The sequence below is a fragment of the Streptantibioticus rubrisoli genome (genome assembly GCF_024436055.1).
GTDB classification, from domain to species: Bacteria; Actinomycetota; Actinomycetes; order Streptomycetales; family Streptomycetaceae; genus Streptantibioticus_A; species Streptantibioticus_A rubrisoli.
In genome coordinates this window covers 1-14,168 of record NZ_JANFNH010000076.1, presented here as the reverse complement: position 1 = coordinate 14,168, position 14,168 = coordinate 1, and the positions used below count along the sequence as shown (strand labels likewise).

13 protein-coding genes and 1 riboswitch are annotated in these 14,168 nt (G+C 70.6%); of the genes, 5 read left to right on the top strand and 8 right to left on the bottom strand.

From position 1 onward, the window contains the following. The 5 genes from NON19_RS32375 to NON19_RS32355 all read right to left on the bottom strand — a co-directional run. The coding region (locus NON19_RS32375; RefSeq protein WP_255932849.1) for an ABC transporter ATP-binding protein at nucleotides 1-778 on the bottom strand (778 nt) is incomplete at its 3' end. Beyond that, complete coding sequence (locus NON19_RS32370) at nucleotides 775-1,809, bottom strand: ABC transporter ATP-binding protein (protein ID WP_255932847.1); 1,035 nt, start codon at nucleotides 1,807-1,809, stop codon at nucleotides 775-777. The genes NON19_RS32375 and NON19_RS32370, both read right to left, overlap by 4 nt. Then, on the bottom strand, nucleotides 1,806-2,804 hold the full coding sequence (locus NON19_RS32365; RefSeq protein WP_255932846.1) for an ABC transporter permease: 999 nt from the start codon (nucleotides 2,802-2,804) through the stop codon (nucleotides 1,806-1,808). The genes NON19_RS32370 and NON19_RS32365 overlap by 4 nt, the downstream gene beginning before the upstream one ends. Nucleotides 2,805-2,816: 12 nt before the next feature. Further along, nucleotides 2,817-4,598, bottom strand: coding sequence for an ABC transporter substrate-binding protein (locus NON19_RS32360; protein ID WP_255932845.1), 1,782 nt, complete (start codon nucleotides 4,596-4,598; stop codon nucleotides 2,817-2,819). A gap of 44 nt (nucleotides 4,599-4,642) precedes the next feature. Beyond that, a complete protein-coding gene (locus tag NON19_RS32355; RefSeq protein ID WP_255932844.1) occupies nucleotides 4,643-5,635 on the bottom strand; it encodes an ABC transporter permease in 993 nt (330 codons plus the stop codon). 216 nt (nucleotides 5,636-5,851) lie between these two features. Here NON19_RS32355 and NON19_RS32350 point away from each other — a divergent pair, with 216 nt between their 5' ends. Next, nucleotides 5,852-7,369, top strand: a complete 1,518-nt coding sequence (locus tag NON19_RS32350; protein ID WP_255932843.1) for a DUF885 family protein — start codon at nucleotides 5,852-5,854, stop codon at nucleotides 7,367-7,369. A 144-nt stretch (nucleotides 7,370-7,513) separates the two neighbouring features. Here NON19_RS32350 and NON19_RS32345 read toward each other — a convergent pair whose 3' ends face one another. After that, the gene (locus NON19_RS32345; RefSeq protein WP_372514373.1) at nucleotides 7,514-8,317 is read right to left on the bottom strand and encodes an enhanced serine sensitivity protein SseB C-terminal domain-containing protein; all 804 of its coding nucleotides are present in this window, start codon (nucleotides 8,315-8,317) and stop codon (nucleotides 7,514-7,516) included. Nucleotides 8,318-8,369: 52 nt separating this feature from the next. Then, a complete protein-coding gene (locus tag NON19_RS32340; protein WP_372514374.1) occupies nucleotides 8,370-9,158 on the bottom strand; it encodes an enhanced serine sensitivity protein SseB in 789 nt (262 codons plus the stop codon). Between the two features lie 107 nt (nucleotides 9,159-9,265). Next, nucleotides 9,266-9,371, top strand: a riboswitch (glycine riboswitch). 149 nt (nucleotides 9,372-9,520) lie between these two features. Here NON19_RS32340 and gcvT point away from each other — a divergent pair. From gcvT to NON19_RS32320, 4 genes are all read left to right on the top strand, one after another. Then, a complete protein-coding gene (gcvT, locus tag NON19_RS32335) occupies nucleotides 9,521-10,639 on the top strand; it encodes a glycine cleavage system aminomethyltransferase GcvT (protein ID WP_255932841.1) in 1,119 nt (372 codons plus the stop codon). 108 nt (nucleotides 10,640-10,747) lie between these two features. After that, the gene (gene gcvH, locus NON19_RS32330; protein ID WP_255932840.1) at nucleotides 10,748-11,128 is read left to right on the top strand and encodes a glycine cleavage system protein GcvH; all 381 of its coding nucleotides are present in this window, start codon (nucleotides 10,748-10,750) and stop codon (nucleotides 11,126-11,128) included. Between the two features lie 13 nt (nucleotides 11,129-11,141). Continuing rightward, nucleotides 11,142-12,413, top strand: a complete 1,272-nt coding sequence (gene glyA, locus NON19_RS32325) for a serine hydroxymethyltransferase (RefSeq protein ID WP_255932839.1) — start codon at nucleotides 11,142-11,144, stop codon at nucleotides 12,411-12,413. A 106-nt stretch (nucleotides 12,414-12,519) separates the two neighbouring features. After that, complete coding sequence (locus tag NON19_RS32320; RefSeq protein WP_255932838.1) at nucleotides 12,520-13,887, top strand: L-serine ammonia-lyase; 1,368 nt, start codon at nucleotides 12,520-12,522, stop codon at nucleotides 13,885-13,887. A gap of 36 nt (nucleotides 13,888-13,923) precedes the next feature. Here the strand turns inward: NON19_RS32320 and NON19_RS32315 are convergent. Then, nucleotides 13,924-14,168 (bottom strand): LppU/SCO3897 family protein (locus tag NON19_RS32315; RefSeq protein ID WP_443729349.1); only part of this gene is annotated, 245 nt, incomplete at its 5' end.

Sequence of the window (14,168 nt, the reverse complement as noted above, 5' to 3'; positions counted from 1 at the left end):
GGGGGGGGTTTTGGGGGGGGGGGGCTGGGGCGTACAGGTGCGACTGGTCGGCCAGTTCCACGATCTTGCCCAGGTACATCACCGCGACCCGGTCGGAGACATGACGGATGACGGACAGGTCATGGGCGATGATGAGGTAGGTCAGCCCCAACTCGCCCTGGAGGTCGGCCAGAAGGTTGACCACCTGGGCCTGGATGGACACATCCAGGGCCGAGACCGGCTCGTCGGCGACCACCAGCCGCGGCTTGAGCGCCAACGCCCGGGCGATGCCGATGCGTTGCCGCTGGCCGCCGGAGAACTCGTGCGGATAGCGGTTGTAGTGCTCGGGGTTGAGCCCGACGAGTTCCAGCAGCTCCTGTACGGCGTTGCGGATGCCGCCCTGCGGCCGTACGCCCTGGAGTCTGAAGGGCGCGCCGACGATGGTGCCCACCGTGTGGCGCGGGTTGAGTGACGAGTACGGGTCCTGGAAGATCATCTGCACGTCGCGCCGGAGCGGCCGCATCGCGGCGGTGCCCAAGTGGGTGATGTCGCGGCCCGCGAACCGCACGCTGCCGCCGGTGGGTTCGAGGAGCCGGGTGAGCAGCCTGCCCAGGGTGGACTTGCCGCATCCGGACTCCCCCACCAGCCCCAGCGTCTCTCCGGGACGCACGTCCAGATCGACACCGTCGACCGCCTGCACCGCGCCGTGCGTGCGGCGTAGCAGGCCCCTGGTCAGTGGGAAGTGCTTGACCAGGCCGGTGGTCTTCAGCAGCGGTTCGCTGGCGGTGGCGTTGGTCATCCGCTTGCCTCCCAGATGCGATCGCGGTCCGCCACCGGCAGATGGCAGGCGGCGAAGTGCCGCCGCGCCGCCTCGCGCAGCTCGGGTACGGTGCTGCGGCTGGCCCCGGCGGTCAGTTCGGCGTACGGGCAGCGCGGGTGGAAGGCGCAGCCGGACGGCACGTTGATCAGGCTGGGCGGGGCGCCCCTGACCGGGGTGAGGCGCGCGCCGCGCTCCCGGTCGAGTCGCGGCATGGAGCCCAGCAGGCCCCAGGTGTACGGGTGTTGCGGTGCGTGGAAGACGCGTTCGGCGGGACCGCGCTCCACGCACCGTCCGGCGTACATCACCAGGATGTCGTCGGCGAGTTCGGCGACCACTCCCAGGTCGTGGGTGATGACGATGACGGCCGAGCCGAACTCCCGTTGCAGGTCCCGGATCAGGTCGAGGATCTGCGCCTGGACGGTGACGTCCAGCGCGGTGGTCGGCTCGTCGGCGATCAGCAGGTCGGGGTTGTTGACCAGGGCCATGGCGATCATCACGCGTTGCCGCATGCCGCCGGAGAACTGGTGCGGGTAGTCGTCGAAGCGCCGGTCGGGGCGGGGGATGCCGACCCGGCCCAGGAGTTCCACCGCGCGGGCGCGGGCGGCGGCCCTGCCGACCGGATTGTGCACCCGGTACGCCTCGCTGATCTGCCTGCCCACCGTGTAGTACGGGTGCAGGGAGGACAGCGGGTCCTGGAAGATCATCGCCATCTGCCGCCCGCGCAGCCGCCGCACCGCGTCCGGGTCCGCGTCGGTCAGTCGCTGTCCGTCCAGCCGGATCTCGCCGGAGATCCGGGCCCGCCCGCGCCCGTACTGGCCGACGCCGTGCAGCCCCATCACCGCCAGTGAGGTCACCGACTTGCCGGAGCCGGACTCGCCGACGATGCCCAGGGTGCGTCCGCGCGCCAGCTCGAAGGAGAGCCCGTCGACGGCCTTGACCAGCCCGTCGTCGGTCGGGAAGTGCACCTTGAGGTCCCGTACCGACAGGAACGCTTCGGGATCGTCCGTCATGCCAGCCTCACTCTCGGGTCGACCACGGCGTACAGCAGGTCCACGACGAGGTTGGCGGCGATCACGAAGAACGCGGCGATCATGGTCACCCCGAGGATCACCGGCAGGTCCTGGTCGCTGATGGCCCGGACCGCCGCCTGCCCCAGCCCCTGCAGGCTGAACGTGGTCTCGGTGAGGATCGCGCCGCCGACCAGGGCGCCGAGGTCCATGCCGAGGATGGTCAGCACCGGCGTCAAGGTGGCCCGCAGCGCGTGCCTGCGGATCACGACCGGTTCGGCCAGCCCTTTGGCCCGAGCGGTCCTGATGTAGTCCTCACCGAGGATCTCCAGCATGGTGGCCCGGGTGAGCCGGGCGTACATCGCCGCGTACAGGAACGCCAGCACGATCCACGGCAGCAGCAACCCCCTCGCCCAGGCCAGCGGGTTCTGGGTGAACGGTACATAACTCACCGTCAGCCAGTGCAGTTTGTAGGTGAACACCGCCAGCGCCAGCATCCCGGTGAAGTAGATCGGCAGCGACACCCCAGCCAGCGCGGTGGCCATCGCCGCACGGTCCCACAGGCTGCCGCGCCGCAGCGCGGAGAGCACGCCGGTGGCCACCCCGACCACCAGCCACAGCACGCACGCGCCGATCGCCAGCGAGAAGGTGACCGGGAAGCGGTCGATCAGCAGCGGCCACACCGGCTGCTCGGTCTTGAAGGAGTAGCCGAAGCAGGGCGCCGCGCAGTGCGTGACGTCCGCGCCGCTCGCGTAGTCGCGTCCGGCGACCAGGCCCCAGATGAACCGGGCGTACTGGACGATCACCGGCGCGTCCAGCCCCAGCTTTCTGCGGATCCCGGCGATGGCGGCCGGGTCCGCCTGCCGTCCGGCGAACAGGGCCGCCGGGTCGCCACCGGTGAGCTTGGGGACCAGGAAGAAGATGCCGAAGGTGACCAGGGTGACCACCAGCAGCATCACCACGACGGCCACCAGCCGCCGGACGAGGTAGGCCAGCACGGCGCCCCGCCCCTACTTCGCGCCCTCGACGCCCAGCGACACGAAGTCGTACTTGCCGCTGTAGGAGGTGGCGGTGTAGGCGTTGGTCAGCCGGTCGCTGCGCCACACCAGCGCCTTGTCGTAGACGATCGGCAGATAGTAGGCGTCCTGCATCACCCGGTGGTTGATGTCGGAGTACAACTGCCCGGCCTTGTCGGCGTCGGTGGTGGCGATCGCCTGGTCGAACTCGCCGTTGATGGCGGGGTCGTTGATCTCCGAGTAGTTGTTGTTGCCGTTCGGCAGGATGAACCGGCCGTCCACCAGCGGCTGAAGGAAGCCCTGGCCGGTGTAGAAGTCGGGACCCCAGCCCATCACGATCAACCCGTAGCCCTTCTTGTGGACCACGTTGGGCACGCCGATGATGTTCGGCGTCTGCGCGCCGTCGTACTGGTCGATCTGGGTGGTGATGCCGACGGCCTTGAGCGAGGCCTGGAGGGCGACCGCGGAGGCCACTTCGGCGGACTTGTTGTTGCGCACCGCGATGGTGGTGGAGAACCCGCCCGGCTTTCCGCACTGCTGGAGTTCGGACTTGGCCCTGGCGATGTCCGGCGCGCCTCCGTTGCTGGTCAGGCCGTACGGGTCGTACTTGGTGTCGGCGCCCTTGACACCGTCCGGCAGCATGTTGGTGCCGATGTCGCCGCCCGCGATGGGGCCGCCGCGCGCGGTCTGCAGCGCCTTGTGGTCGGTGGCGTAGATGACCGCCTTGCGGCAGTGGATGTTGTCCAGCGGCTTGACGGCCGGGACCAATGAGACGTAGCGGATGTATCCGGTGGTGGGGTCGTCGGTGCTCGCCTTGAGCCTGGGGTCCCGCAACACCTTCACCCGGGCCGCCTGTTGGAGTCCGGTCTGGTTGAGGTCGAGGTCGGCTTCGCCGTTCAGCAGCTTGCTGTCCAGGTCGTCGGCGTTGGAGCCGTAGACGACCTCGATGCGGTCCGGAAGGGCCGGGCGGATCGGGTCGGAGGCCTTGTTCCACTTGTCGTTGCGGACCAGCACCAACGTCTTGTTGGGCTGGTAGGCGAGGAACTTGTACGGGCCGTCGGAGAACGGCCGCAGCCCGTACTTGGCGCCGGTGTCCTTGGACCGCTTGACCGGTGAGCCCTCCGGCAGCGCCAGCATCTGCTCGAAGTCGCCGTTGGGCTTGGCCAGATGGAAGACGACGGTGTGGTCGTCCGGGGTGTCGATCGACTTCAGCCCCAGCTTGTCGGGTGCGGGGTCCTTGTACGGGCCGGGGTACTTCTGGCTGTTGTCGAGGTTCTGCATCAGCCAGATCGGGCCGCCGGTGATCACGTCCTGCGCCCAGGTGCGTTCGATGCCGTACTTCACGTCCTGCGCGGTGACCGGCGAGCCGTCCTCCCAGGTGGCTCCGGATCTCAGGTGGTAGGTGTAGGTACGGCCGCCGTCGGTGACCTGCGCCAGCGAGGTGGCCAGGTCCGGCACCAGCTTCAGGCTGGCGTTGCCCGGTTTGGTGTCGTACGTGATGAGCTGGCGGGTGTAGTAGCGGGCGAAGTCCCACATGAAGCCGTAGTAACCGCGCTGCGGGTCGAGCGAGTCGAAGTCCTGGGCGGCGGTGAACCGCAGGGTGCCGCCCTTGGCGGTGGACGGGTGGACGACGCTGGCGGCCGCGGCGTTGAAACCGGCCGCCGTGCCGCCGCCGCTGCCGCCGGACGCGCCGCTGCACGCGGCCGTGCCGAGCAGTGCGGCGAGGGCGACGGCGGATCCGGCCGCCAGGGTGAACCGGGTGGACCGCTGGGGCATCACGGGAGTCTCAACCTCCATGATCGGTCGGCGCGTTGGTGGGTTCAGCGGGTGCCCTTCGGGTCCAGCGCGTCACGCACACCGTCGCCGAAGAGGTTGAAGGCCAGCACGGTGACGAAGATCGCCAGGCCCGGGATGATCATGAACATCGGGTCCGCTTGGAAGACGGTGACGGCCGCCGAGAGCATCTGCCCCCAGGACGGCGTCGGCGGCTTGACCCCGGCACCGAGGAAGCTCAGCGCCGCCTCGGTGAGGATGTTGGTGGGGATCATCAAGGTGGTGTAGACGGTGATCGGCGCGATCAGGTTGGGCAGCAGCTCACGGAAGAGGATGTAGCCGCGACCCGCGCCCAGGCTGCGCGCCGCCTCCACGTACTCCCGCTCGCGCAGCGCCAGCGTCTGGCCGCGCACGATGCGTCCGACGTACGGCCAGCCGAAGAAGCCGATCACCACGATCAGCACCGCCATCCGCACACCTGAACCGCTGAACCCCCACAGCGAGTTGGGCACTACGGAGACCAGCGCGATGATGAACAGCAGTTGCGGAAACGCCAGCAGCAAATCCATCACCCGGCTGACCAGCGCGTCCACCCAGCCGCCGAAGTACCCGGCGACGATGCCGAACAGCGTGCCGAGCAGCACCGCGACCACCGCGGCCAAGAACGCCACCAGCAGCGAGACCCGCGCTCCGTAGACCACCCGGCTGAACAGGTCACGGCCGTTGACCGGTTCCACCCCGAACAGGAAGCGGCGGCTGATGCCGCCGAAGGGGTGGATCGGCGTGCCCAGGTTGGGGTCGATCTGGTCCTCGTGCAGTTGGTCCGGCGGATGGCCCAGCAGGGAGACGATCAGCGGTGCGAAGACCGCTACCAGGATCAGCAGGACGACGACGGCCCCACCGGCGAGCGCGACCTTGTCGCGTCTGAGTCGCAGCCAGGCGATCCGGCCCGGCGAGCGGCCCTCGATTGCCTTGGCCGGTAGGTCGGCGGTGATGTCGGCGGGCGCGGTTGCGCCGGGCTCGTGCGGCGGTGCGCTCATCGGTCCTCGTGGGTCCCTGGCCGGAGCTGTCCGGCGGCGGCGGGTACGGGGTGGTACGTGGGGCACCTTGCGGCGCGAGTCTGGGGTGTGATCTAGATCACTCGCCAGATCCCGGGGGGAATGGATGCGCAACCGTGATGTGGGCAGTGAGCTTCCGTTACCGCGGTGTCGTTAACGGACAGGCACAGCCGTGTTTCCGGAAGATACGGTCCTCTCATGGACAACCGACTACGGGCGGTCTGCGACCTGATGGTCCCCGTCGTCCGCGAGATGGCCGGGCTGCACGAGTACGACGGCGTCGTACAGGACCTGTCGCCGCAGGGCGTCCGGCGCTCACTGACCGCGCTGGCCAGGGCCCGGCGGGACACCCCGGCGCACTCCGATCCGCACGACGAGGCGCACCTGGCCGTCTTCGAGGAGGGGTTGCGGGTGCAGTTCGGTGAACTGGAACTGCACCGCAGGGACCCGTACCTGCACCTGTCGAACCTCGAACTCACCGCGTACGACCGGGAGTACGCGCCCGCGCCGGAGCGCGCCGCGGCCCGCCGTAGGCACCTCGCCCAGTGGCCGGACGCCGTGGACGCGGCCATCGCCTCGCTCGACCAGGTCAGCGCACCGGTGGCGGGCGCGCTGCTGGCGGCGGTACGCGGCCTGGCGGCCGGGCTCGATCCGGCCCGGGACCAGGAGACGGCCGCCGCGCTCGCCGCGCACCAGCGGCTGGTCGCGCACATCGCGCGGGCCGCGGAGACCGGTGACCCGGACCCGCGCCTGGGCGGTGCGGCGCTCGCCGCGCTGATGGGCAGTCAAGAAGGCGTGGAGGTCGACCTTTCGACGCTGGCCGAGGCGGCGGAGCGGGAACGTCAGCGGCTGGCCGAGTTGTTGGCGCAGGCGTGCCGGGCGCTCGATCCGAGCAGGACGGTACGGGAGTTGGTGCCCGAGCTGCTGGCCGACCATCCGGATGCGGACGGGGTGATCCCAGAGGCGGCCGAACTCGCCGCCGAGGTCCTTGAGTTCACCCGGGAGCGCAAGCTGGTGCCGTACCTCGACGGGGAGTGCCGGGTCGGTCCGGCACCGGAGTCGCGGCGCTGGTCGTCGGCGATGATGACCTGGGCGGCGCCGTTCGAGGCCGACGCGCCCTCCTGGTACCACATCACTCCGCCCGGCGCGGGATGGCCCGCGGCCGAGCAGGAGGAGTGGCTGACCCTCTTCAGCCGTACCGGGCTGCCCTCGGTCACCGTGCACGAGGTGGCGCCCGGGCACTTCGCGCACGGCCGTGCGCTACGGCACGCGCCGACCGATGTGCGGCGCGCGCTGCACTCGTTGACGTTCTGCGAGGGGTGGGCGCACTACGCGGAGGAGATGTGCCTGGAGGAGGGGTTCCGGGCGGGCGATCCGCGGTTCACCATCGGGGTGGCGTTGGAGGCGCTGGTCCGGGTGACCCGGCTGACCTGCGCGATCGGGTTGCACACCGGTGCGATGGATGTCGCGGAGGCCACGGAGCGCTTCGTCCGGGACGCTTTTCTGGCCCGCGCGGCGGCCGCGTCGGAGGCCCGCCGGGGCACGTTCGACGCGGCGTACGGCCGCTACACGTGGGGCAAGCTGGAGCTTCTTCGCCTGCGCGAGCAGGCTCGGAAGCGGTGGGGTGCCGCGTTCACCCTCCAGCGCTTTCACGCTGCGCTGCTCGCGCTCGGCTCCCCGCCGCTGGGCTTGCTCCCCGCAGCGCTGTCCGGCTGACGCCGGGGGGTGCGGTTCGGGTTGCGGTACATCCTCGCCGGGGGTCTGGGGGCTTGCCCCCAGCAAAAGCACCGCCGCGACGGTGCGCAACCACCACGGCGGAGACCGGCGGTGTCAAAGCGTGCCGCAAGCCGCACAAGGCCACTAATAAGCGCGCGGGGGCCAGCCCGCGGTGGGGGGCGGCCAAGCCGCCGTACCCGGCACCGCCTCGCGGGCGTAGAACGGCCGCGAGGCCCGCATCCACATGGCGATGGGATCGAACTCGTCGGCCAGCGACACGGTGGTGAGCGCCAACCCGTCCGGCGCCGCCGCGGCACACTGCCGCATCATCATCTGGACCGCGTCCGCCGCGTGCGGCCCGGTCTCGTACAGCCCGACGCCGATCGCCAGGAACGGCTCCCCGAGCGTCGGCCGTACCCACGCGGCGCACAACGTGCGCACCACCGGGGTGTGCTGGGCGTGCTGCGACAGCGCGGCGTAGAAGTGCGGTATCCGCAAGGTGGGTTCGCAGATCTGCAACGGCCCGGCGGGCAGCCGGTCAAGGCCGCAGGCGATGCGCCGCAGGTCCAGCCACGGCACTCCGACGCCCCCGCCAGGGGCATGCGGGTTGAGCCACAACCCGTAGCGCTCCCGGTACAGTTCGGCCGCGACCTCGCGCCCGGTGACCACCTCGTGCGCCCGGTTCCATCCGCTGGCCGCCAGCTCCTGCGCGGAGGTGACGCACGGCGCGTACCCGAACCCGCCAGCGTCCATGTTCCCGTACTGCGCGTCGGGCGAACCGGGTTGGCCATGCCAGAGCAGCATCCACACCTGCCCGTCGACCAGTGCGCGCAGCAGCGCCTCGTACATGTCGTAACGACCGGGCGCCACTTGGCGCAGCGCGTCCTCCACGCCAGCGTTCACTTGGGGGTCCGCCCCTTCCGTCGCTTGCTCCGCCCCGTCCGCCACAATCAGGTCCCCAGCCTAACGGCGGGGGCCGACAACAGCCTGAGACCCGGGCTCAGTCCCGCGCGAAGAACGGCCGAACGCGTTCGTGCATCCAGTCGCCCACCGGGTCCTGGGCCACGTCAAGCAGCACCAGGTTGACCGTCCACCGCACCGGCGCCGCGCCGAGGGCGCGCCCGAGCGCGTTCATCGCGGCGGCCCGGTCCTCCTCCTGCCAGCGGTCCAGCTCCACGCCGACGAACAGCGTCGGCGGCTGCCCCTCCACCGACCCCAGCACGCGCCGCGCCGAGAGCACGACCGGGGTGATCGCGAACTCGCCCGCGGCGGCCGCGAGGAAGTCCACCGGTTCGTCGTCGGGCCCCGGCTCCCACAGCCGTACCCGGCCGCCGCCCGGCGCCCCGCCCCGGCAGAACTCCTCGACCGCGGCGGCGGGTATCCGCAGCCCCACCGCGGCACCGGGGTTGATCGCGATACCGGCCCGCGGCGGGAGCCCGCGCGCGAACTCCAGCGCGGGCGCCACCACGAAGGACATTCCGGGTGCAACCCGTACCAACTGCTCCTGGGAGCTGAACACGGGTACGTACGCGGCGCCGTCCAACTCCATCGCGGGCAGGTCGAGATCGCGGCTGTCCGGCCCGCCGCCGTTCGGCAACGGCACCCACAGCGCGGAGCGCCCCAGCACCTCCAGCACCCGCGGCACCGCACCGGGCTCGCCGAGCGCCGCGGCCAGCACCTCTTCCAGTTCGTTGGCGGGCCAGCCGCCACCGTGCGGCAAACCGGGCTGCACCGTCCCGTACGGCTCGTGCTCCCCCGATCCGTAGCCGTACTGCGCCGGAACGTTCATCTCCACCCCACCTGCGGTCATCGTCGTGCCTGGCGGAACCCTAGCGGCCCTGGCCGGTGGACCGCGCGACGTGTAATGATGCACGCGCCAACTCCATACCGGCCGTTCGAATCCGTGCGGGAGAGTTCCCGGCCGACGCGCACAGCGTCACCGGGGCGCCGAAGGAGCAAGTCCTCCCTTGAATCTCTCAGGCCCCGTTACCGCGCGGATGAGGCACATCTGAAAAGCGGGCGGCCAACGCCGCCCCACCCAAGGTGCAAACCGCGTCCCGCCGGGGCCGTGGTGAACCTCTCAGGTTCGATGACAGATGGGGAGGATTGTCATCGCCACGCCTGTTCCGTCCGCACCTGGGAGCTTCGTATATGACCACCGCCCCACGCCGTACCGCGCTCGATGCCGTGCACCGCGCGCTCGGCGCGACCATGACCGACTTCGCGGGCTGGGACATGCCGCTGCGCTACGGCAGCGAACGCGACGAGCACAACGCCGTACGCCGCACCGCCGGGCTCTTCGACCTCTCGCACATGGGCGAGATCACCGTCACCGGGCCGCAGGCGGGCGAGGCACTGGACTTCGCGCTGGTCGGCCATCTGTCCGCGCTGGCCGTCGGCCGCGCCCGGTACACGATGATCTGCGCCGCCGACGGCGGGATCCTGGACGACCTGATCGTCTACCGGCTGGGCGAGGCCGAGTTCATGATCGTCGCCAATGCCGCCAACGCCCAGGTGGTGCTGGACGCGGTCACCGACCGGGCCAAGGGCTTCGACGCCGAGGTGCGCGACGACCGGGACGGCTACTCGCTGATCGCCGTACAGGGCCCGCAGTCGCCCGCGATCCTGAAGTCGCTGACCGACGCCGACCTGGACGGCCTGAAGTACTACGCGGGCCTGCCCGGCACCGTCGCCGGGGTCAGCGCGCTGATCGCGCGCACCGGCTACACCGGCGAGGACGGCTTCGAGCTGTTCGTCTCCCCCGCGGACGCCGAGACGTTGTGGCAGGCGCTCACCGAGGCGGGCGCGCCGCACGGGCTAGTGCCCTGTGGGCTGTCCTGCCGGGACACGCTGCGCCTTGAGGCGGGCATGCCGCTGTACGGGCACGAGCTGACCACCGCGCTGACACCGTTCGACGCCGGGCTCGGCCGGGTGGTGAAGTTCGACAAGCCGGGCGACTTCGTCGGCCGCGAAGCGCTGGAGCGGGCCGCCGAGCAGGCCGCGGCGAACCCGCCGCGCAAGCTCGTCGGGCTGGTCGCACAGGGCCGCCGGATCCCGCGTGCCGGGTACCAGGTGACGGCCGAGGGCGGCACGGTGATCGGCGAGGTCACCTCCGGCGCGCCCTCGCCCACCCTGGGCAAGCCGATCGCCATGGCCTATGTGGACGCCGCGTACGCCGCGCCCGGTACGCCGGGCGTCGCGGTGGACATCCGGGGCAGCCACGAGCCGTACGAGGTCGTGGCGCTCCCCTTCTACAAGCGGCAGCGCTGATCCTCTGTCGCTGACCGCTGCACTCATCAGCACGAACGCCCCAGGGCCGACCCGCCCGAACGCCCACCCGCCGCATCGGCACGGCTTTACATCCGGGAGAATTCCGTCATGAGCATCAACCCCCAGGAACTGCGTTACAGCAAGGAGCACGAGTGGATCTCCGCCGCCGAGGCGGGCGTGGCCACCGTGGGCATCACCTCGCACGCCGCCGACGCGCTCGGCGATGTGGTGTTCGTCCAGCTGCCGGAGGTCGGTGACAGCGTCACCGCGGGCGAGAGCTGCGGCGAGCTCGAGTCCACCAAGTCGGTCAGCGACCTGTACTCGCCGGTCAGCGGTGAGGTCACCGAGGCCAACGAGGACGTGGTCAGCGACCCGTCGCTGGTCAACACCGCCCCGTTCGAAGGGGGTTGGCTGTTCAAGGTCCGGATCACCGACGAGCCCGCCGACCTGCTGTCCGCCGACGAGTACACCGCCTTCATCAGCGGCTGACCGGGGAGTTGCGATGTCACTGATCAACAGCTCGCTGCACGAGTTCGACCCGGAGGTCGCGGCGGCCGTCGACGCCGAGCTGCGCCGCCAGCAGTCCACCCTGGAGATGATCGCCTCGGAGAACTTCGCTCCGGTCGCGGTGATGGAGGCCCAGGGCTCGGTACTGACGAACAAGTACGCCGAGGGCTACCCCGGCCGCCGCTACTACGGCGGCTGCGAGCACGTCGACGTCACCGAGCGGATCGCCATCGAGCGGGTCAAGGAACTGTTCGGCGCCGAGGCCGCCAACGTCCAGCCGCACTCCGGCGCGCAGGCCAACGCGGCGGCGATGTTCGCGCTGCTCAAGCCGGGTGACACCATCCTGGGGCTGAACCTCGCGCACGGTGGGCACCTCACCCACGGGATGAAGATCAACTTCTCCGGCAAGCTCTACAACGTGGTGCCGTACCACGTGGACGCCGAGACCAACCTGGTCGACATGGCCGAGGTGGAGCGGCTGGCCAAGGAACACCGGCCGCAGCTGATCGTGGCGGGCTGGTCGGCGTACCCGCGCCAGCTGGACTTCGCCGCGTTCCGCCGGATCGCCGACGAGGTCGGCGCGTACCTGATGGTCGACATGGCGCACTTCGCCGGTCTGGTGGCGGCGGGGCTGCACCCGTCCCCCGTACCGCACGCGCACGTGGTGACCACCACCACCCACAAGACGCTCGGCGGCCCGCGCGGCGGGGTGATCCTGTCCACCGCCGAACTGGCCAAGAAGATCAACTCCGCGGTCTTCCCCGGCCAGCAGGGCGGACCGCTGGAGCACGTCATCGCGGCCAAGGCGGTGGCCTTCAAGGCGGCGGCCACCGAGGAGTTCCGGGAGCGGCAGTCCCGTACCCTGGAGGGCGCGAAGATCCTCGCCGAGCGGCTGACCCGGCCGGACGCGGTGGAGGCGGGCGTCTCGGTGCTCTCCGGGGGCACGGATGTGCACCTCGTCCTGGTCGACCTGCGCCACAGCGAGCTGGACGGCCAGCAGGCCGAGGACCGACTGCACGAGATCGGGATCACGGTCAACCGCAACGCGGTGCCGAACGACCCGCGTCCGCCGATGGTGACCTCCGGCCTGCGGATCGGCACTCCGGCGCTGGCCACCCGTGGTTTCGGCGCGGACGAGTTCCGTGAGGTGGCGGACATCATCGCCGAGGCGCTCAAGCCGTCCTTCGACGCGGGGACGGCCGAGGGCCTCAGGGCACGGGTGACGACGCTCGCCGCCAAGTTCCCGCTGTACCCGGGCCTGAACTAGGCCACCACCGGTTGACGGGGCACCGCGCACACTGGAGACAGTGCGCCGGTGCCCCGCGCCACGCACCACCCTGCGCACCACCCCGCGCGCCGACAAAGGAGTCCCCTTGGCCATCTCGGTCTTCGACCTATTCTCGGTCGGCATCGGCCCGTCCAGCTCGCACACGGTCGGCCCCATGCGCGCCGCCCGGATGTTCGCCCTCCGGCTGAAGAACGAGGGCCTGCTGGCGCACACCGCCTCGGTGCGTGCCGAACTCTTCGGCTCGCTGGGCGCGACCGGGCACGGTCACGGCACGCCGAAGGCGGTACTGCTCGGCCTGGAGGGCGACGCGCCGCGCACGGTGGACGTGGACACCGCGGACGACCGGGTGGAGGGCATCCGCGCCTCCGGGCGGCTGCGGCTGCTCGGGGCGCACGAGATCGCCTTCGACTTCGACCGGCACCTGATCCTGCACCGGCGCCGCGCGCTGCCGTACCACGCCAACGGCATGACGCTGTTCGCCTACGACGCCGAAGGCGCACCGGTGCTGGAGAAGACCTACTACTCGGTCGGCGGCGGTTTCGTGGTGGACGAGGACGCGGTCGGCGAGGACCGGATCAAGCTCGACGACACCGTCTTGAAGTACCCGTTCCGCACCGGCGACGAGCTGCTGCGGATGTCGAGGGAGACCGGTCTGTCGATCCCGGCGCTGATGCTGGAGAACGAGAAGGCATGGCGCAGCGAGGCGGAGATCCGCGCGGGACTGCTGGAGATCTGGCAGGTCATGCAGGACTGCGTACGGCGCGGCATGTCGCGTGAGGGCATACTCCCCGGCGGCCTGAAGGTGCGCCGCAGGGCGGCCGCCGCCGCCCGCCAGCTGCGCGCCGAGGGCGACGCGGCGGCGCGGGCCATGGAGTGGGTGACGCTGTACGCGATGGCGGTCAACGAGGAGAACGCGGCGGGCGGCCGGGTGGTGACCGCCCCGACCAACGGCGCGGCGGGCATCATTCCGGCGGTGCTGCACTACTACGTCAACTTCGTACCGGGCGCCGACGAGGAGGGCGTGATCCGCTTCCTGCTGGCGGCCGGTGCGATCGGCATGCTGTTCAAGGAGAACGCCTCGATCTCCGGCGCCGAGGTCGGCTGCCAGGGCGAGGTGGGCTCGGCCTGCTCGATGGCCGCGGGCGGTCTCGCCGAGGTACTGGGCGGCTCCCCCGAGCAGGTGGAGAACGCCGCCGAGATCGGCATGGAGCACAACCTGGGCCTGACCTGCGACCCGGTCGGCGGCCTCGTCCAGATCCCGTGCATCGAACGCAACGGCATGGCCTCCGCCAAGGCAGTCACCGCCGCCCGCATGGCCCTACGCGGCGACGGCCGCCACCACGTCTCCTTGGATAAGGTCATCAAGACGATGAAGGAGACGGGCGCGGACATGAAGGTCAAGTACAAGGAGACCGCCCGCGGCGGGCTCGCGGTGAACGTCATCGAGTGCTAGGCGGACAGGCCCTGGCCTGCGTAGTCGCTTCCGGCATCACCGGGCGTACGAGCCGAGGCCGACGAGGCAGTAGACGTACTCGTTGATCACCGAGCCGCCCAAGGTCGTCCTGGAGGAGAAGGCGTACTGGGTGTCGGGGTTGCTGTTGCACTCGTTCAGGTCGGTGGTCGCGTTGAAGGTCTGGATCACCCGGTAATGGGCGTCGGACGCCGAGCAGTCGACCTCGGTGACGTCGTTGACCTCCTGCGCGGTCGTCGAGTCGGGCAGCGTGCCGTTGAGGC

Bases quoted from the DNA above. Each gene is read 5' to 3' on its own strand.
- gcvH (WP_255932840.1), top strand. From the start codon at position 10,748: ATGAGCATCAACCCCCAGGAACTGCGTTACAGCAAGGAGCACGAGTGG.
- NON19_RS32370 (WP_255932847.1), bottom strand. From the start codon at position 1,809: ATGACGGACGATCCCGAAGCGTTCCTGTCGGTACGGGACCTCAAGGTG.
- NON19_RS32350 (WP_255932843.1), top strand. From the start codon at position 5,852: ATGGACAACCGACTACGGGCGGTCTGCGACCTGATGGTCCCCGTCGTC.
- gcvT (WP_255932841.1), top strand. From the start codon at position 9,521: ATGACCACCGCCCCACGCCGTACCGCGCTCGATGCCGTGCACCGCGCG.
- NON19_RS32340 (WP_372514374.1), bottom strand. From the start codon at position 9,158: ATGAACGTTCCGGCGCAGTACGGCTACGGATCGGGGGAGCACGAGCCG.
- NON19_RS32355 (WP_255932844.1), bottom strand. From the start codon at position 5,635: ATGAGCGCACCGCCGCACGAGCCCGGCGCAACCGCGCCCGCCGACATC.
- NON19_RS32360 (WP_255932845.1), bottom strand. From the start codon at position 4,598: ATGCCCCAGCGGTCCACCCGGTTCACCCTGGCGGCCGGATCCGCCGTC.
- glyA (WP_255932839.1), top strand. From the start codon at position 11,142: ATGTCACTGATCAACAGCTCGCTGCACGAGTTCGACCCGGAGGTCGCG.